This window comes from Asticcacaulis taihuensis (assembly GCF_900100255.1).
GTDB classification, from domain to species: domain Bacteria; phylum Pseudomonadota; class Alphaproteobacteria; order Caulobacterales; family Caulobacteraceae; genus Asticcacaulis; species Asticcacaulis taihuensis.
Map to the genome: position 1 here is coordinate 537,253 of NZ_FMTS01000001.1, position 18,194 is coordinate 555,446.

At 56.0% G+C, this 18,194-nt stretch carries 15 protein-coding genes and 1 tRNA gene; 10 read left to right on the plus strand and 6 right to left on the minus strand.

The features are described 5' to 3' along the window. Positions 1 to 274: 274 nt before the first annotated feature. Complete coding sequence (locus tag BLO49_RS02505; RefSeq protein WP_090643774.1) at positions 275 to 550, plus strand: hypothetical protein; 276 nt, start codon at positions 275 to 277, stop codon at positions 548 to 550. 48 nt (positions 551 to 598) lie between these two features. Beyond that, the gene (locus BLO49_RS02510) at positions 599 to 2,170 is read left to right on the plus strand and encodes a recombinase family protein (protein ID WP_090643777.1); all 1,572 of its coding nucleotides are present in this window, start codon (positions 599 to 601) and stop codon (positions 2,168 to 2,170) included. Here the strand turns inward: BLO49_RS02510 and BLO49_RS02515 are convergent. After that, positions 2,156 to 2,229 (minus strand) — tRNA-Gln (locus tag BLO49_RS02515). The genes BLO49_RS02510 and BLO49_RS02515 overlap by 15 nt on opposite strands. Positions 2,230 to 2,411: 182 nt before the next feature. On the opposite strand from BLO49_RS02515, the gene BLO49_RS02520 reads away from it, so the two are divergent. The 3 genes from BLO49_RS02520 to sppA all read left to right on the plus strand — a co-directional run bounded on the left by BLO49_RS02520 (position 2,412) and on the right by sppA (position 5,714). Then, a complete protein-coding gene (locus BLO49_RS02520; protein WP_090646008.1) occupies positions 2,412 to 2,891 on the plus strand; it encodes an MEKHLA domain-containing protein in 480 nt (159 codons plus the stop codon). Between the two features lie 19 nt (positions 2,892 to 2,910). Next, positions 2,911 to 3,807 (plus strand): oxygen-dependent tRNA uridine(34) hydroxylase TrhO, encoded by an 897-nt coding sequence (gene trhO / locus BLO49_RS02525; protein ID WP_090643779.1) that lies wholly within the window; start codon positions 2,911 to 2,913, stop codon positions 3,805 to 3,807. Between the two features lie 122 nt (positions 3,808 to 3,929). After that, the gene (sppA, locus tag BLO49_RS02530) at positions 3,930 to 5,714 is read left to right on the plus strand and encodes a signal peptide peptidase SppA (RefSeq protein ID WP_090643782.1); all 1,785 of its coding nucleotides are present in this window, start codon (positions 3,930 to 3,932) and stop codon (positions 5,712 to 5,714) included. Between the two features lie 384 nt (positions 5,715 to 6,098). On the opposite strand, the gene BLO49_RS02535 is transcribed toward sppA, so the two are convergent. The 3 genes from BLO49_RS02535 to BLO49_RS02545 form a co-directional block, all read right to left on the minus strand. After that, positions 6,099 to 9,242: a TonB-dependent receptor gene (locus tag BLO49_RS02535; RefSeq protein WP_170828175.1), complete on the minus strand. Its 3,144-nt coding sequence runs from the start codon at positions 9,240 to 9,242 to the stop codon at positions 6,099 to 6,101. Between the two features lie 629 nt (positions 9,243 to 9,871). Next, a complete protein-coding gene (locus BLO49_RS02540; protein ID WP_245678832.1) occupies positions 9,872 to 10,705 on the minus strand; it encodes a DUF1499 domain-containing protein in 834 nt (277 codons plus the stop codon). A gap of 168 nt (positions 10,706 to 10,873) precedes the next feature. Beyond that, positions 10,874 to 12,304: a bifunctional aminoglycoside phosphotransferase/ATP-binding protein gene (locus BLO49_RS02545; RefSeq protein WP_090643787.1), complete on the minus strand. Its 1,431-nt coding sequence runs from the start codon at positions 12,302 to 12,304 to the stop codon at positions 10,874 to 10,876. 108 nt (positions 12,305 to 12,412) lie between these two features. Here BLO49_RS02545 and BLO49_RS02550 point away from each other — a divergent pair, with 108 nt between their 5' ends. After that, positions 12,413 to 13,021 carry an HAD family hydrolase gene (locus BLO49_RS02550; RefSeq protein WP_090646013.1) on the plus strand — a complete coding sequence of 203 codons (609 nt, stop codon included), beginning with the start codon at positions 12,413 to 12,415 and terminating at the stop codon, positions 13,019 to 13,021. Here the strand turns inward: BLO49_RS02550 and pdxH are convergent, their stop codons facing one another. Then, positions 13,022 to 13,684 (minus strand): pyridoxamine 5'-phosphate oxidase, encoded by a 663-nt coding sequence (gene pdxH / locus BLO49_RS02555; RefSeq protein ID WP_090643790.1) that lies wholly within the window; start codon positions 13,682 to 13,684, stop codon positions 13,022 to 13,024. Between the two features lie 113 nt (positions 13,685 to 13,797). Between pdxH and BLO49_RS02560 the strand changes: the two genes are divergently transcribed. Together BLO49_RS02560 and BLO49_RS02565 are read left to right on the plus strand one after the other, a co-directional pair. Then, the gene (locus BLO49_RS02560) at positions 13,798 to 14,565 is read left to right on the plus strand and encodes a DnaJ C-terminal domain-containing protein (RefSeq protein WP_170828176.1); all 768 of its coding nucleotides are present in this window, start codon (positions 13,798 to 13,800) and stop codon (positions 14,563 to 14,565) included. A gap of 73 nt (positions 14,566 to 14,638) precedes the next feature. After that, on the plus strand, positions 14,639 to 15,364 hold the full coding sequence (locus BLO49_RS02565) for a GNAT family N-acetyltransferase (RefSeq protein WP_090643794.1): 726 nt from the start codon (positions 14,639 to 14,641) through the stop codon (positions 15,362 to 15,364). Here the strand turns inward: BLO49_RS02565 and BLO49_RS02570 are convergent. Next, entirely contained in the window at positions 15,361 to 16,632 is a 1,272-nt protein-coding gene (locus BLO49_RS02570) for a dicarboxylate/amino acid:cation symporter (protein WP_090643796.1), read from the minus strand. The two genes, BLO49_RS02565 and BLO49_RS02570, sit on opposite strands and share 4 nt — an antisense overlap. 130 nt (positions 16,633 to 16,762) lie before the next feature. On the opposite strand from BLO49_RS02570, the gene aroC reads away from it, so the two are divergent. Further along, positions 16,763 to 17,866 (plus strand): chorismate synthase, encoded by a 1,104-nt coding sequence (gene aroC / locus BLO49_RS02575; RefSeq protein WP_090643799.1) that lies wholly within the window; start codon positions 16,763 to 16,765, stop codon positions 17,864 to 17,866. Between the two features lie 2 nt (positions 17,867 to 17,868). Further along, entirely contained in the window at positions 17,869 to 18,108 is a 240-nt protein-coding gene (locus BLO49_RS18110; RefSeq protein WP_139159604.1) for a hypothetical protein, read from the plus strand. Positions 18,109 to 18,194: the final 86 nt, after the last annotated feature.

The window sequence follows — 18,194 nt, forward strand, 5'->3', positions numbered from 1 at the left end:
ACGCACTCGCGCGTCTACTCGGACAGCAATTAGCGCGTGAATACATCCAGCGGAACAAGCCTGACAAGTCAGCGGATGCACCTTACCAGCAGATCAGTTCGCCTTGCTTTAGCGCACTTGAGGGCGACCGCGCGACCTCAAGCCCGGTCCTAAAGCCGCCAACCAAAGAGATGCCGTCCAATTGACCGAGCTTGGCCATCGTTGACCGATCGGCGAGCTAGGGCATCGGGCTGACCTGCGGCAACGTGATCAAATTGGTCACGAAAGGCGCAGCATGCACCAAGAAACGTCCGGCAAAGGGAAGGCAGTCGCGGCGCAGTCAGATACGACTGTCGGGCGCCAGGAACAGACACCTGCATCCAACCCTCCCTTCGCGCGCTTTCCCGCCGAGTTGATCGCCGAGACGCAGGACGTTTTCGGCCGGCGGACCGGTCGAAATCTAACCAACGAAGAGGCGCGGCAAATTCTCGAAAATCTTGTCGGCTTTTTCGACACCTTAAACCAGTGGCAGCGCGAACAGGACAGTAATCGCGCCCCTACCCAAGGATAATCCCGGCGTAGCGATCGAAGGGTGGCGCGCCTAATTTACGGACGCACCATGCCTAAAACATCTAAAAGACAGCACAGCACATCAGCCCCCAAGCCTTCGAGCCGGAAGGCGGTCGTCTACGCGCGCGTATCTTCAAAGGAACAGGATCGTGAAGGGTTTTCCATTCCCGCGCAAATGAAACTGCTCGCTGAGTTCGCTTATGACAATGAATATAAGATTGTAGAGGAATTCATTGATGTGGAGACGGCGAAGACCGACGGCAGAAAGCAGTTTGGCGAAATGATCGGCTATCTCCGCCGGCACCCATCCGTTCGAACAGTTCTCGTTGAAAAAACAGATCGTTTGTACAGAAATCTCAAAGATTGGGTGACGGTCGATGAGTTGGATATCGAAATTCACCTGGTCAAGGAGGGCGTGTCCCTATCCAGAGATTCCCGTTCATCCGAAAAGTTCATGCACGGCATCAAGGTATTGATGGCCAAGAACTATATTGACAACCTCTCTGAAGAAGTCCGCAAGGGTATGCTTGAAAAAGCCACGCAGGGGCTTTGGCCGAGCGCGGCGCCAATGGGCTACGTCAATGTGATCGCCCCTGACGGCAAGCGGATTATCGAAGTCGACCCGAAATACGCTGAGATTATCCCAAAGATATTCCAGTGGTACGCGACAGGAAACTATAATCTGCGCGAGGTGGGAACACTGGCCCGGGGCGCCGGCCTTGTCTTTCGCCGAACAAACTCGTTCGTTCCTCTCGGAACCATTGCCCGCATTCTTCGCAATAGAGTCTATACGGGCGAATTCGAATGGCTCGGGCGTGTATATCAGGGGAAGCACCAGCCGTTGATTGACAAAGACCTGTGGTACCTGGTCCAGGACATTCTGGATGGCAAGCTCATTCGGAAATTGCCGAAGGCTGGCGGCAGTGTGCGGGAATTCGCGTTCACCGGTATGATCACCTGCGGCCACTGTGGTTGCGCTCTAACGGCCGAGGTGAAGAAACAGAAGTACATTTACTACCATTGCACGGCTAACAAAGGAAAATGCCCCGAGAAGTATGTGCGCGAGGAGCGGTTGGTGACACAGTTTGCAGGGCTCCTGCAAAAATTGAGGTTCGACGACGAAGTCTACGATCTTGTTGTAAAAGCCCTAAAGTCCAGCCACGCAGTCGAGCGCGACGAACACACACAGGCTATAACCCGTCTTACGGCTGAAATTGCTCGATTGGTGCATCGGGTTGACCAAGTCTACGTCGACAAACTGGATGGGAAAATCACGGAAGACCATTACACCCGCATCTCGAACCAATGGAAAGAGGAACGTCGACGGTGTGAAGACGATCTGATCCGCTTTCAGGAAGCCAATCACACATATATGGACGACGGCGTCGCCCTGCTCACGTTAGCGCGGGATGCCCACAAAATATTTGAAGCTCAGGACGGACCAAACCGACGGATGCTACTCAATTTTGTATTATCGAACTGCTCATGGAAGGCAGGTACACTGACGGCAGATTTCCGCGAACCATTTAATTTGCTTGAAGAAAATTCTGGGCAAATATCGCAGGAAAAATCGGAACCTGGGTATGATGATGCCGAAAAGAAGAATTGGCTGGGGAACTAGGACTCGAACCTAGAATGACGGTACCAAAAACCGGAGTGTTACCATTACACCATTCCCCAGCATATAGCCGGCTCCGCCGGCGAAGCATGTCGCCGCGAGAGGCGTGGAGATAGCGCAAGGTTTTGCCCAAGGCAATCCCCTGAAACAACTTTTTCGCGGCAAGATGCCCCTGTAGAAGCGTTATTTGTGGATCATTGACCAAAACGATTGCATTTTGGCCCTTCCAGCAATTGATAAATTCATGCAAACCCACTTTTCCCCCTTAACCCTGGCCTATAACCGCTTGATGGCGAACAGCTTTAAGAGCTTTACAGGCGCGTCGATTCTGGGAATGGCGGATGCAGCCGATCTCGATGACGCCGCATTGGCGCAAGCCCTGTTCCATGCGCCGCAGGCCATTGTGTCTCACGGCACGGAAACCGATCCCGTCTTCTGCTACGCCAATGAGCAGGCGTTAATGCTATGGGAGATAGATTGGGAGGCTTTCACCCGCCTGCCCTCGCGTCTCAGCGCCGAATCCGCCAGTGACATCCAGTCCGACCGCGACACCCTGCTGAAAGCCGCGCTCGCCAGGGGGTGGGTTGATGACTATGCCGGCGTGCGTATTTCCAGCACCGGTCGGCGGTTTCATATCCGGAACACGACCTTGTGGAATGTAGTCGATAGCCTGGGCGTTCATCATGGCCAGGCCGCCTTTATCCGGGATTGGCGCTTTCTCTGAAATATGCTAACTGCGCGCCATGTTTGAAACCCCGCAAACCACGCCCCCCGTCGTCATCGCCGCCTTTTACCACTTCTTCGATTTCCCCGATTTCGAAGCCATGCGATTGTCGCTATATGACCGTCTGAACGCTCTGGGCATCAAGGGTTCCCTGCTCATTACCGCCGAAGGTGTCAATTCGACCATGGCCGGCACACGGGAGGCCATAGATGCGTTTCTCGATTATCTGCAAAATGACCTGATCGGTGCAACGGTCACCTGGAAGGAATCCTATGCCGACTACCAGCCCTTCGGGAAGCTGCGCGTTCGCCTGAAAAAGGAAACGATCGGCATCGGCGAACCGGTATCTATGAAGCGTTTCGGACAGTATATCGAACCGAAGGACTGGAACGCCCTGATTACCCGCAATGACGTGGTGATCATCGATACGCGCAATGACTATGAGGTCAATCTCGGTACATTCGAGAAAGCGATCGATCCCAATATCCCTAACTTCAAACACCTGCCGCAATGGACGCGCGACAACGCCGAATTGTTGAAAGGCAAGAAGGTCGCCACCTTCTGCACCGGCGGTATTCGTTGCGAGAAATATACCTCATGGCTGATCGACCAGGGTATTGAAGACGTTTATCACCTCAAGGGCGGCATCCTGCAATATTTTGAAGACGTGCCCGTCGAGCAGTCGCTTTGGCAGGGCGAATGCTTCGTCTTCGATGAGCGCATCGCCGTCGATCACAGCCTCCAGCCGTCGCAGACCGCCCTGCTCTGCCTGCACTGCGACCACGCCCTCACCGCAGAAGATCAGCAGCAGGCCAGCTATGTCAAGGGTGTATCCTGCCCGCATTGCGAGGGCGATGTCCGTCACGCCCACGATCGCCCGCCGACGCAGAAACGCCCGGGTCGCATCAAGTTCTGATCTGCGGTGCGGCCCAGCCACATTGCGGGCTGAACAAGCCGCATGACAACCTCTTCATTTGACCTGACCGCATTAACGGCTATGCTGTCAGACGAATATCGATGGGGGGCTTTGGGTTACGCATGAAACAGTTCTTTATAACGCTGGCAGCCGTCGTCGTGGCCCTGCTGATCGTCTTTGTGGCCCTGCCGATCGGCGCGGTGGTCATGATCGCCTCGGCCGCCAAGCCCAAGGTGCCGGAGGCCGTCGTCCTGTCGCTTGACCTGCGGCAGAAGATGACCGATCAGAGCCGTAATACCCCCTTCGCCTTTTTAATGGGCAAGAGTCTCTCGACCATGGATGTGGTGACCACCCTGCACCATGCGGCTGATGATTCCCGCGTCAAGGGTGTCTTTATTCGCCTGCCCGAAGGCGGCATGTCGCCTTCCGCCGCCGAGGAAATCCGCAACGCCATCGTCTATGTCCGCCGCGCCAACAAGCCGGTGATCGCGCATAGCCAGGGTCTTTATCCGGACACCATGGTCGTCGCCTCCTATATGCTCGGCGCCTCCTCCGGCAATCTGTGGATGCAGCCGCATTCCTCCTTCCAGGTCACCGGCATCGCAACCTCGACCATGTTCCTCAAGCGCGCCTTCGACAAGTACGGCGTCAAGGCGGAGTACGAGCAGCGTTACGAGTTCAAGAACGCGGTCAATCCGTATCTCTACAGCGATTACACGCCAGCCCACCGCGAGGCGACGCTTGGCTGGATGAACAGCATTTATCATTCGATGATCAATAATGTCGCCGCCGACCGCCGCACAGACGCTGGCAAATTGCAAGCCACGCTGGAAGCCGGTCCATACGGCGCGGAACAAGCTCTCAAGCTAGGCCTGGTCGACCAGCTCGGCCAGGTGCAGGATGCCGAGGACGCCGCCATAAAGCGCGCGGGCAATGGCGCCAAGGTCATGGATATCGCCGACTATGAAAGCACCCTGACGCCGTCCTTCTCCGGCGAGACCATCGCGGTGATCGACGGTGAAGGCGCCATCATGACCGGCCGCGCCGGCAGCGGTGGCGGTTTCAACAGTGACCCCGGCATGATTTCGGATGAGATCGCCGGCGCCTTCTATAAGGCCGCCAAGGACAAGAACGTGAAGGCCATCGTCTTCCGCGTCTCGTCGCCCGGCGGTTCCGATACCGCCTCCGAGCAGATCGCTGAGGCCATGCAGGCCGCCAAGGCCGCGGGTAAGCCCGTGGTCGTCTCCATGGGCGAATATGCCGCGTCTGGCGGCTACTGGGTGTCTTCGGGTGCCTCGTCCATCGTCGCCAATCCCAGCACCCTCACCGGCTCGATAGGTGTCTTCGGCGGCAAGTTCGCTATCGGTGACGCGTTGGCGCGTTTTGGTGTCGATAACCGCGACATCTCCGTGGGTGGCGATTACAGCCAGGCCTTCAGCCAGACGCAGGGTTTTTCGCCGACGCAGCGCGCCGCCCTTTCCGGCTGGATCGACGAGATCTATAACGGCTTCGTCACCCATGTCGCCACCGGCCGCAAACTGCCGGAAGCCACCGTGCGCGATATCGCCAAGGGCCGTGTCTGGACCGGCGAACAGGCGCTTAGCCTGAAGCTGGTGGATAAGCTCGGCGGCTTTTATGACGCCGTCGATGTTGCCAAGGGACTGGCCAAGATCGACAGCAAGACTGAGGTGCGACTGGTCGATTACGACACAGAACCCGGCCTTTTCGGCGGGGCGAAACAGAACGTCCATATGGGCATAAGCGGCCTCAAGGCGCTGTCCTTCCTCGGATGGGCAATGAGCGATCCAAAGGCCGAAGCGGTCATGTCCCAGGTCCGCGATGAACGCCTGCGCGAACAAGGCGCCAGCGTCCTCGCCCCGGAAGCCTATCAGGCAAGCGTGCGGTAATAATCTTCGGACTCAAAAATTTGCCTCCCGCACTAGCTGCGGGGGGCTTTTTATTTACGTCCGCCCATCTCCATGCAACCGCCTCCAGAAGGCTTGTCCGATCCAGCACCTTACATCACATCGCTCTTTCTTCTCGGCGGACATATGCAGGACAGGCGGATCTTTCCAAAACTTCTGGGAAAGAATTTTTCAGCCAACCATGCAGCGGCTGTTTCTTCCACATCGGCATATCTATGCCCGCTATTTCCTGACTGTGACCGTTTGCTATTGGTCTACCCAGCAAACTATGCACCTATGCGGGACAAACGTTCCTCACACCATTTATGAAAAAAGCGGCGGAAGGTTTTCCTTCCGCCGCTTCTTGTTTACCCGAAGGTCTCGATCTTAGTAGCTCAGATCGAAGCCTAGACGCACGTAACGCGGGGTGTTGTAGTAGGTCGTCTTGCCATAGTTGGAGCTGACAACACCAACGCCAGTCGTTTCGTAAGTCAGGCGACGTTGCAGAATCTGGTGGTTATCAAACACATTGAAGATGTCCGCACGCAAGACCAGATTGCCACCAATGGCGTACTTTTCAGGCACGGTATAGCGGAACGACAGGTCGAGATTCTTGGTCCAATCGCTCTTCAAACCCTTGCCCTGGACAGCACCGACACCGCCACAATAGTGCGAGTACGGGCCGTAGGAACCAGCATAAGGATCGGTCGGATGATAACCCAGGCAAGAGAAGTGCGCCGGGGACTGAACAAGAACGTTAGCACCAATCATGAAGTTCGGCGTAAAGGCATACGAACCCCAAACCTTAAGGGTGTGCGTACGATCGTTCGGCAGCAGGCCGGTAGCGTAATCTTCGAAGCCCGGTGAGTCGAACGCGATGGTCGCGCCAGCATCGTCCTGCTGCGAGTTTCCGACTTCCGACTTAACCGTACCTTCGTAGTTCCCGTAGGAACGCGACCAGGTATACGACCCTTGCAGGCCCCATTTGCCATCGAAGGCACGCTTCCAGTCAAACACCAGGGCCTGATAGTTGCGTTTCGGGTCGTGGTAATGTCCCAACTGGTCCGCGGTCAGGGTGATTGTGCGGGTCTCAGTTTCACCAGCCAGCGGCTGCTTCAGGTTAATTGTGACGTCATGATCACCAACGTTCCAGACATAGTAGGAATTGGAAATGGTGCCATCCGTATAGATCGAGCTATCAAGGCCATTGGCATCGAGATAGTCAATAATAGCCGTCTGGAAGTCAGAGTCTTCCGATATGCGCTTCAGGTCGCGGTTGATATAGCTCAAACCGAAGGTCCACATATCGTTGAAACGATAGGTGGTGCCTAGAATGATTTCATCCTCTTCTGTGGCTTGCAGACCAATTGAGGTCTTGGAAGTCGCGCCTTCCTGTGAACCATTACCGTGAACGTTACAGGCCGCTGTGCCGACGACATAAGACGACAAGCCCGGCGCCGAATTGATCGAAGCACTGGCGGGTGTATCGGGACAAGGTGCGCTGAAACCGGTAGGAATATCTACTACAGGTGCGCCTACAGATGTCGGCAGCCCCGTTGACGGGTCGATATCCCAACCGCCTGCCGGCTGGGCAAAGAGCGCTTCGAAATACAGATCCTTGCCGCGATAACCAAGATTCATCGCGGGAGGAATAAAGTTAGATCCGTAAGATCCATAGACCTTCCAGTTACCGTCAGTATCCGGCGTCCAGGAGAAACCGAGACGCGGGCCAATATTGCCGGTCAGATTGAGATAGCGTTGCCCGGAAAGATTGTTCTGGGTAAAATCGTCATTCCGAACGCCGACCTGAACGTTGAAAGTCGGAGTGATATCCCACGAATCCTGAATATACCAAGCACTATTCTCTGCGCTGACATTACCGCCAAGGAATTCGTAAATAACATGAAGCACTGAATTTGGATCAGTGGAACCAACAGCAGGCGCACCAGCGGTTCCATAAACACTGGAATCCGGGTTGGTCTCGTAGCTGTAGCTGACGGGTTGGGTACCGACGAGGGTCGATATCTTTTCCATCGTGTTCTCTTCGTGGTCATAACCGAAGCGAACATGGTGACGGCCAGCCAGTTCAAAACGCATATCACCGTCAAAGCGATAGAACTTACGTTCAACATTATCAACCGAAACACTGAGGCTTGGCTGGGCAGAAGATATCGTTTCCGAGCCTCCCGTGTAGATGCCATCCGTACCATAATAGCTTGCTACGTTATAGTCGGTCAGATTGCCCGGCAGGAAATTATCCGCATCCTTGGTGTCGCCATAGGCTGCCGAAATCGTAAACCAGTCAGTAAGTTGACCATTATAGTTCAGGACGTAGCTTTCACCACCCAAGGTCTCAACCGTACGGTCCGTTTGATTGCCGACAGTCTCACCGTCGAAATCATAAACATCGCCAATTTCTTCGCGCGAAGTGTCAAAATAGGTCAGCGACAGACGTTGGGTAGGTGTGAAATAGGCGTCGAGCTTGGCGCCAAGGAAAGGATCCTGGTTCTTAAGACGGGTGAAAGCGCCCGTACGGAAATTGCCCGTTTCACGAACATTATCGTTCATCTGGTACAGGCCGTACGCGAACAGGTGATCCTTGATCAGAGGACCGCCCATTTCGACCGACAGGGAGTTTTCCTGCGTCTTGTCAAACTTGCCAGTGTAGGAATAGGTGTCGAGTTGGTCGGCTCCCAAATCCTTGGGTGCATAGTTCCCATGGATGGCGAACATGAATTCGTTCGTACCGGACTTGGTCGTGGCATTGACAACGCCACCTGTCGCGCGGCCAAATTCAGCAGCGTAACCGCCGGTCTTAACTTCGATGGTTTTGTAGAAGTCAAACGGCACCTGGTTTCCACCGACATAGGTATCGGGGTTGGTGATATTAAGACCGTCGATGTAATACGCGTTTTCAGCGACCGAACCGCCACCAAACGACGAGGACTTTTCGAAACCGCCATTACCGGTCTGACCACGGGTAACCGTCGGGGCCAGCAAAGTAACGGCGTTCAGGTTACGGGCGATCGGCTGTTGCGAAACCAGGGTATCCAGATCAACGGTTAGACCGGTCGTTGTCTTGGTAAAGTCCTGGCGAACGCGCTTGCCCTTGACCACGACGGTTTGCGTCGCACCGGTCGAATTCAGTGCAATGTCATAACGCACTTCCTGCGAAATAACGATCGTTGCCGTACCGGTGGCGTCATCATAACCGTTGGCTGAAACCGTATATGTATATTCACCAGGCAACAGACCAATGGCCGAAAACTGACCTGACGCATTCGTGGTGAGTGTGCGAGACTGACCTTGTGCCGACGAAGTCAGAGTAACCGTAGCGCCAGCCACAGGCGCACCGCCAGAATCAGTAACCGTGCCGAGCAGAGCGCCCGAGGTATAGTCCTGAGCTTGAGCTACAGCAGGCAGCATTGTGGCGACGGTCGCCACCAGGGCGCCGCCGGCCATCGTCGACAACGCCGCACCGCAGATCGTCGTCGTGGCCAGAAGGCCAGATCGCAAAGATAATTTTTTCACTTGTTTCTCCGGGTTACATGAGGGTGTAGGCGCACCCACCGCAGTTTCCAGCATTACACGCTGTTAATGAAGTTAAAGACCCGTGTCGCAAATCCGTCAATCGCGCGACATATTTTTGTCGATATCAATTGCAACCTGTTTCAATAAAGTCACAGCCGAAACATTACCCTAGGGAAACTACAACCAACACTTTCTGGTTAATTTAACCGGCACGTATCCAGACAATTTTCGTGAATGATTTTTTCAAATTATAATAAAATTCAAATTATTATTAAGGACTTATAATGCGCCTCCTCATCCAAACGGATGCAAATAAATTCCCCTGAATAGTTACGTTATCCCGAAAATCATTTCAGACGATTTTGCGTTGCCCGCATTGCTAAAATGGCAAAATATCAGAACAGATGCAGATTCGACGCATCGTTTTTAACGTCTTACATGGACATATGTCGCCGATGTAACCGTTTCCGGCGGGTAACTGGCGGCCAGAACATGTGCCAAAAGAAGACTGAGCAGCGCGGCGGCAATCCGCTGCGAACGTTTTGATAAATATATAAAAAATGTCGAACCCATGGCTAACCCGTCCTGATCTTCTCAAGACGGAAGCAAACCGCAAGCCAGCCGCCAGATCAGCCGGTCGCTACAGCGGGAAACGGCATGGCTCTGATTTTCTGGACGATTTCGGTGACGCGGCGACAGTTCGCGCCGAGATCGGGAATATTGTAACGACTTACCGATCGCACATCGACGCTGCGCGGATCGATCCGGATGACGATATCCGATTTGAAACCGTAGAAATTGTCCTGGTAGGTTGCCTCCACGCGCCAGGGAGACGTGCCGAAAACTGTATAATGGTTCTGCTTCAGCATGGTGACAATCGCCGGAACCTGATCTTCCGTGATGACCAGATTATCGATTGTTTTCGCGGCCGGACAGGTTGCTTCATTAATGGCGGCAACTGTTTTCCCGCCCCAGTCCAGCGACTCATTGCGCGGCACCCGCGGTAAATCCTCTATCGGCAAGGCATCCCTGCCCCTTTGCGCCACCAGCTTATCCGAAAAGCTAAGCGGCCGGTCCCAGTTGGTGGCGACGTCCGCGATCGGCGGATAATCCTTGAGCAATTTGTGATACCAGGCATAACCGCCAAGGATGCCGCCAGCGATCACAACCGCCGCCAGAGCCCAGGGCGCGCGGTACTTCGGGCACTTGAAAAGTGAGATCAGCAATGACAGCGCAGCCACGACCAGAGCCACCATGGCCATGCGCGGACCTATGCCCAGTGTCAGAGTCTTGAAGCCGAGATCGAGGCTGATATAGCCCAGATGCGTGATCATCATGGTGCCCAACAGGAACAGAGCCGTAATGACCGAAACCATGAACGCCAGATGCGCAAAGGCAAACCCCTTCTTCCGCGCCTTATGCGGCGTGCCATTAAAGGCATCGTCGGAATGCGGATCGGACACTCGGCACCTCCCAGGTTACGGCGGGTTTTGGTCGACGCAAATTAGCTCAAGGAAAGCCAGCGTCACGCCCTTACCTTCAAAACACGAAAAACAACGGCGAGAAAGTTAAATATTCAACATTATTGCGCGGCATAGAAACCGCGCATACCATGCTGGACCCTTTAATTTTCAGGACTTTCCGGCACTTTCAACTTGCCACAAAATCTTCGATAGATCAATATCTTGCTGATTGAGCGCGACGTCCGGCGTCGCGTCTGAGGCATCATTCTGGCGGCCTGCGACACGACGCCCACGCACCACCGCCGGCAGATCGAGCCAGAGCCCCGTAAAGGCCGTGTTTTGCTGACGAGTGAGGTCGGCGCAACGGTCCCGCCAGGCGGCTTCACGAAATGTAGCGTCCAGAACAACCGACTGCCCGGCGTTCAGAGTCGTCTGTGCCAGGGCGAACATGTGATCATAGACGCGCACATTTTCATCGGGCGAATAGGCTTCCTTCGGCAGGGTTTCATATTCTGGCCAGGCCCACAGACATTTGCGGATTTCATCGCTGCGCAGGATCACGGCGCCCGGCGCCCGGCCGATCCGCGGCGCTTCCTTGCGGGCGCGCGTGCTTTTGCCCGAACCGGACAGGCCGCCTATCGCCATCAGTTGTGCCGGCTGTATCTCTAGGAAGCCCTGTGCCGCCTTGAGATACAGGCGGGCCTTATCCATGCCGCCATTAGGATCGTGTGCCGAATTGGCGCTGACGTGACAGCGCACAGCCGCGCGCATAGACATGTAAAGCGGCAGGCACTTCAGCCCGGCATAGACGGCATGGGCATCACCTTCAAGGCGCGCCGCCTGCTCCAGCCAGACATTGAGCACCAGATTGGCCGACGCCTCATGCCCCCTCACCCACAGATCCATCAGCAGAAAGGCCAGATCATACAGGACATCAATCTGGCTCAGGCGGTCATTGAATTCGATGCAGTCGAACAGGACCGGCTTACCATTCTCGATCAGGATATTGCCGAGATGCAAATCTCCGTGGCAGTGGCGGACAAAGCCCGCCGCGAACCGCGCTTCTAAGGCCGGCGCCAGTTCGCCATACACGGCCTGTATGGTCCGGTCGTAAGTGTCAACCAAGTCAGTACCCAGCGGCTTACGAAACGCAGCGATGTTTTCACGATTTGAATCAATTACATATTTTGTATTGTTGACGTTCCGCACATCGCTGCATATCTCAGAGCCGGCATGAAATTGAGCGATCAGTCGCCCCAGGTCCCGCATCTGGCCCGACTCCGGCGTCCAGCCCAGCCGGCCGGCACTTTGTGCCGCCAGAACCCCGGCCGTATCGAAACGACGCATGACCAGAACGCTCTCTCCGGCAACTTCCTCGACACCAAGATAGATGTCCGCCGCCAGGCGCTGATTGAAGAGCAGTTCCCGCAACAAGGCCGTCCGACGCTTTTCCGGCGTAGTGAAATCAAGAAAACCGTAATCGACGCTTTTCTTGAGCTTGTAGGCCCGCTCGCCCTTCAGGACGACGGTTGCGCACGAGGTTTCAATCACTTCGTCGGCACCTTCACGAAGATAATCGAGAGCCTGACTTAACGACACAATCCGCTTCCCTCTGCTGTACGACCGCCAAATCGGCTAAGCCGCTTTTGCCGTTCTTGCAAGCGGATTAGCCTTGACCTTCACAGTCTTGTCTACCAGATGACAGACATGACGATGCCCGCCTCCCTGCCTGCCGATATTGAGGCAATCATCTTCGACTGCGACGGCACCCTGGCCGATACATTCGGCGCCCATTTCCGCGCCTTTCGTGACATCCTGGCGGACTATCAGGTCGCCTTTGATGCAGAATTTTACCACGCCCGCCTGGGCCTGTCGCGCTACCAGTTGCTGGAGGATCTGAAGCAGACGCAAGGCAAGCCCTTTGATGAACAGGCCGTCGCCGAGCGCAATACCGCGGCATTTCTTAAGCATCTGTCGGCTATTCGGCCAATTCCTTACACGCACGACATTCTGCGCAGCCAATATGGACGGCTCAAGCTGGCCGTCGCCTCCGGAGGACAGCGGCCTATTGTCGAGGCCACGCTTAAAGCTATTGGCGTGCGAGACATGCTCGATTGCCTTGTCACCATAGAGGATACCGGTGTGGGCAAGCCAGCTCCCGATCTTTACCTGCTGGCGGCGGAACAGATCAAAGTCGATCCTCGCTTCGTTCTGGCTTATGAGGACAGCGATGAAGGTATGGAAGCCGCTGAACGCGCCGGGATGCGCGTTATCGATATCCGCCCGTTTTACCGGACCGATCCAGCCAGGTGGTGATCAGGGATAGAGCCTGGCGCGCGACCAGTTGCCTTGGGTCGTCTCACGGCGAAACTGAAGGCGGTCATGCAGGCGGAACGGCTTGTCGCGCCAGAATTCAATGCTGAGCGGCGCAACACGGAAACCCGTCCAGTGCGGTGGACGTGCGATCTTGCCCAGGCCGAACTTCAGGCCATATTCCGCCACCTTCTTTTCCAATGCGAACCGGTCCTCCAGAGGGCGTGACTGATCAGAGGCCCAGGCGCCGATCTGGCTTTGCCGCGCGCGACTGTGGAAATAAGCATCAGCCTCGGCATCGCTGACGCGCGTTACGTCTCCACGGATACGCACCTGACGGCGCAGCGACTTCCAGTGGAACAGCAGGGCCGCCTTAGGGTCTTGCGCCAGTTGCTGACCTTTTGCACTCAAGGTGTTGGTATAAAAGACAAAACCGTCTTCATCAAAATCCTTCAATAGCACCATACGCACATCGGGCAGGCCATCGGCATCGACAGTGGCCACGGCCATGGCGTTCGGGTCATTCGGCTCCCTGGCGACGGCATCCTTCAACCATTGACCGAACAGAGCAAAGGGCTCTCCGGCATCGATCTCGGCCTCATGCGCGGCATGGGCCTCGGCATATTCATCGGCGGAAGGACTGGGCGGGATCAGCGAATCGGTCATAGCGGCCTTAAGATTTTAAAAAGGATAATCAGGCATTAATTTCAGATTATGACCCTGAAAATCAGCGTCGCTCCATACGTGTCAGAATGGACTTCGGAGGCCAGAACTTCAAGATGGCGGAGTTAAAAACAGAGGCCGAAGCGCTCGAAGAACTGGGCCTGGCCGATATGGCGCCGGACGATGCGATCCGCTGCGCCTTCCGTCAGCGCCTGAAGCAGGTTCATCCCGACCTGAACGGCGGCACGGATACACAACTCAGGCGCCTGATATTGGCGCGGGATATGCTGATACCCGATTCGAATATATCAGCAAAACGGACAGATTTTTTTAAACAATTCGATATTGAACAGGTTCGGACTGATCGCGCTTACGCCCTGCATATCAGCCTGCATCAGGCCCTTTTCGGCGGCCGTATTACGATGGATGTCCCAGCTTTGGAATTTGCCGAGGCGGACCCCCCTCTGGCCTCTTTGATCGAAACCAGACACCTGCACATTATCCTGCCGCCGGGCCTGAGGGATGAATCCGTCGTCAGCCTGACCTGCGACGCCAATCCCAGACAATGGCTTTTCCGCATCCATATCGAAGCAGGTAGTGAGTGCCGCGTATGGGGCGACGATATCTGGATGACGGCCAGGGTCGAAAACCGCTTTTTGCGCGGTGGCGGCCAGACGACAATCGAAACACCGCAAGGTCCACAACATATCAATATTGACCCCAGGACACCTTCCGGGGCTAGCCTGCGCCTGAGGGGCCAGGGTCTGCCGGCTACGGAAACGGCGCCCGCCGGCGATATGCACATCCGTCTGGAAGCCTGTCCCGACAGCGTTCGTCCGTTGGGTCGCGTCCTCACCGATTTCCGCCAGCGCTGGGCGTCATAATCCAAAACAAAATGCGATTTTCCCGCCGCACTCACCTGTGGCATGACGGCGGCAAATCATCAGGGAGCCGCACATGTCACTGACATACGATACCTTCAGCCCGTCGCTTGGTATACGCAAAGACGCTTTCGGCAACCCGGTCGGCAAGGCCATCCCGGACTGGCAGGGCTGCGCACGGCTGCCAGATACTGAATTGGTCGGACGGACCTGCCGGCTGGAGCCCTATGACAGTGTTCATGCCGAAGGACTTTACAGCGCCTATGCCGCGGATGATGGCCGTATGTGGAGCTACCTGCCCTATGGCCCGTTTGATGACGCCCAGGCCGTCAATGACAGCATACAGGACTGGCAGAAAAACAAGGGTTTGCATACCTTTGTTATCCTGGAAGATGAAACACCGGTTGGCCATGCCAGCTTCATGCGTTACGACCTGGCGCATGGCAGTGTCGAGGTTGGCGGTGTCACCTTTTCACCCGCCCTGCAACGCTCCACCGCGGCAACCGAGGCCATGTACCTGATGATGCAACACGCCTTCGATCACGGTTACAGGCGCTATGAATGGAAATGCAACCAGCTCAACTTGCCGTCCAGCCTCGCAGCGTTGCGACTGGGCTTTAGCTTTGAGGGCGTCTTCCGCAATGCACAGGTGGCACGCGAAGGCCGCCGCGATACGGCGTGGTACTCCGTCATTGTCGAGGAATGGCCGCAGGTGCGCGCACGACTTGAAGCCTGGCTTGATCCGGGCAATTTCGACGCGGATGGCATACAGCGTAAAGCCCTGAGCACTTTTCCGCTTTAAATCTCGGCCGCTGAAACCGCTGCCGACGGCTTCGTCAACAAAGGTGAAGCCTTTTCAATCATGCCATTTTCGCGCGCCACCAGAGTCGGCACCAGGATCTGACTGGTGACATTGGTCGCCGTGCGCATCATATCAAGGATGCGGTCAATGGCCGCCAGGATCGCCAGCCCTTCGAGCGGCAGGCCGGCGGTCGAAAGCGTCACGGTCAGCATGACAGTGGCCACGCCCGGCACGCCTGCAGTGGCCAAAGATCCTAGGATCGAGGCCAGAGCGATCAGCAGATAGTGCTCCGGCGTTAGCACGATATGGAAATAGTTAGCGATAAAGATCGACGAGATCGCCGGATAGATGGCGCCGCAGCCGTCCATCTTCATATTGGCGCCGAGTGGCAGCGCGAAGCCGGCATAGGATTTCGGCAGCTTGAGGTTATCTACCGCAACCGCCAGCGACACCGGCAGGGTGCCGATCGAGGAACAGGTAAAGAAGGCTGTCTGCTGGGCGGTGAAAATACCCTTGTAAAAACCCGTGATACGCAGGCCATGCAGTTTGAGCAGGATCGGGTAAACGACGAAGATTTCGGTCAGACAGCCAAGATAGATCAAACCGATATAGGGGATTAGCGGCTTGAGCGCCTCCAGGCCATAACTGGCCACTACTGAGCCGATCAGGCCGAACACGCCGATCGGCGTTAGCTGGATGATCCAGCGCGTCAGCTTGAACATGATCTGAGAACCTTGTTCAACCAGATCGCTCAAGGCTCTGGTTTTCTGGCCTAAAGCGCCCAAGGCCGACCCCACCAGAATAGCGAAGAAGACGATGCTGAGAATCTTGCCATCGGCAAAGCTCTTGAAGATGTTCGATGGCACGATGCCGGTAATCACCTCGACCGGGCCCGGGATCGGATCATGCACCTCAACCACCAGCGGCAGGCCGGCCAGGCCCGCGCCCGGCTGGAAATAGATGCCTATGGCCAGGCCCACCGTTACCGCGATGGCCGAGGTGATCATGAACCAGATAATGGTCTGGGCACCGAGCTTCAGCGCCCTGCCCCCCGTCCCTTCCTCGCCATGCCCCAGACGCGCGATCGACGCGGCGATGGTGAAAAAGACCAGAGGCGCCACCAGCATCTTGATGGCGCGGATAAAGGTATCACCGATCGGCGTCAGAAAAGGCAGAGCTTCCTTGCCCCAGTACAGCGCCACACCGATACCCGCCGCGAAGGCGACCAGGGTTTTCAGCCAGAACGGAATTTTACCGAGCCATTTCATGACGATACTTTCGCGTGCAACCAGTTGCCTCTTATATGGCGGTAATACACACGAATTACACACTAAAAAATTTGCGACCTCGGTTAAACGGCGCTAAAGCCAACTTACATTTTGCAACCAAGAAAAGCCCATGTCCCACAATACCTTCGGTCATCTGTTTCGTGTCACCACCTGGGGCGAAAGCCATGGGCCGGCGCTGGGCTGCGTGATCGATGGCTGTCCGCCGGGAATCGCGCTTTCCGAAGCGGATATCCAGTGGGCCATGGATCGCCGCAAGCCGGGCGGTTCGCGTTTCGTTACCCAGCGCCGCGAGGCCGACGAGGCGAAAATCCTTTCCGGCGTCTTTGAAGGCGTCACCACCGGCACGCCGATCTCCATCCTGATCGAGAACACCGACCAGCGCTCGAAGGACTATGGCGACATCGCGAAACAATTCCGTCCCGGCCATGCCGATTACACCTATTTCGCCAAATACGGCGTGCGCGATTATCGCGGTGGTGGACGCTCTTCCGCCCGCGAAACGGCCGCGCGCGTGGCCGCCGGCGCCGTGGCGCTGAAAGTCTTGCGGGTACTCGTCGGTGAGCAGGTCACGGTGCGCGGGGCTTTATCGCAACTCGGCATCCACAAAGCGGCGCGAGGCAACTGGGATTGGGCCGAGGTCGGCAACAATCCCTTCTTCTGCCCCGATCCGGCGTCAGTAACTCTTTGGGAAGACTATCTCGACGGCATTCGCAAAGCCGGCTCCTCCATTGGCGCCGTGGTTGAGGTCCAGGCCGAGGGCATCCCCGCTGGCTGGGGCGCCCCGATCTATGGCAAGCTCGATTCCGAACTGGCTTCAGCCCTTATGAGCATCAATGCCTGCAAGGGCGTCGAGATTGGCGAAGGCTTCGGTGCGGCCGAGCTTTCGGGCGAGGACAATGCCGATGAAATGCGCATGGGACCGGATGGCCCTGTCTTCAAGTCCAACCATGCCGGCGGCATACTGGGTGGTATCTCCACCGGCCAGACGGTCGTGGCGCGCATGGCGCTGAAGCCGACCTCCTCCATCCTCACCAAACGCGAAAGCATCGATGTCGAAGGTAATGAGGTCGAACTGCTGACCAAAGGCCGCCATGACCCGTGCGTCGGTATCCGCGCCGTGCCGGTGGCCGAAGCCATGATGTCGTGTGTGCTTCTGGACGCTTATCTCAGACATCGCGGCCAGACGGGCGGCGCGGCGTTTGAAGTTGGCTGAGTATGTACGAAAACCTGTCCGACATCGAACCAGATATCATTTCAAAAACTCTGGAATTGCCTGATGGGGGACATCTTGTGTTCGTTGATTACGCCAAGCTTCCTCATGTTCGAGGAGGTATAACTAACCTGCTGCGGTTTAATGTTGAAGGCAGCAGAATGTGGGCCGCGGAGACCATTGAAAGTGGCGATATTTTTACGAGCATGGAACTGAATGGCGATTCAATTTATGCGTTTACCTAGTCATGCTTTTCCGTTGTGATTGATCTTGATTCAGGTCGAATAAGATCGCGCATTTTCACAAAATAAACGCCTATTGTAATTGTTAA

What these genes read in the sequence shown, in the direction of transcription:
- BLO49_RS18110 (WP_139159604.1), top strand. Translation starts at nt 17,869, where the DNA reads ATGTACGAAAACCTGTCCGACATCGAACCAGATATCATTTCAAAAACT.
- BLO49_RS02520 (WP_090646008.1), top strand. Translation starts at nt 2,412, where the DNA reads ATGCAAACCCACTTTTCCCCCTTAACCCTGGCCTATAACCGCTTGATG.
- pdxH (WP_090643790.1), bottom strand. Translation starts at nt 13,684, where the DNA reads ATGACCGATTCGCTGATCCCGCCCAGTCCTTCCGCCGATGAATATGCC.
- BLO49_RS02570 (WP_090643796.1), bottom strand. Translation starts at nt 16,632, where the DNA reads ATGAAATGGCTCGGTAAAATTCCGTTCTGGCTGAAAACCCTGGTCGCC.
- BLO49_RS02550 (WP_090646013.1), top strand. Translation starts at nt 12,413, where the DNA reads ATGACGATGCCCGCCTCCCTGCCTGCCGATATTGAGGCAATCATCTTC.
- BLO49_RS02565 (WP_090643794.1), top strand. Translation starts at nt 14,639, where the DNA reads ATGTCACTGACATACGATACCTTCAGCCCGTCGCTTGGTATACGCAAA.
- aroC (WP_090643799.1), top strand. Translation starts at nt 16,763, where the DNA reads ATGTCCCACAATACCTTCGGTCATCTGTTTCGTGTCACCACCTGGGGC.
- BLO49_RS02505 (WP_090643774.1), top strand. Translation starts at nt 275, where the DNA reads ATGCACCAAGAAACGTCCGGCAAAGGGAAGGCAGTCGCGGCGCAGTCA.
- trhO (WP_090643779.1), top strand. Translation starts at nt 2,911, where the DNA reads ATGTTTGAAACCCCGCAAACCACGCCCCCCGTCGTCATCGCCGCCTTT.
- BLO49_RS02560 (WP_170828176.1), top strand. Translation starts at nt 13,798, where the DNA reads ATGGCGGAGTTAAAAACAGAGGCCGAAGCGCTCGAAGAACTGGGCCTG.
- sppA (WP_090643782.1), top strand. Translation starts at nt 3,930, where the DNA reads ATGAAACAGTTCTTTATAACGCTGGCAGCCGTCGTCGTGGCCCTGCTG.
- BLO49_RS02510 (WP_090643777.1), top strand. Translation starts at nt 599, where the DNA reads ATGCCTAAAACATCTAAAAGACAGCACAGCACATCAGCCCCCAAGCCT.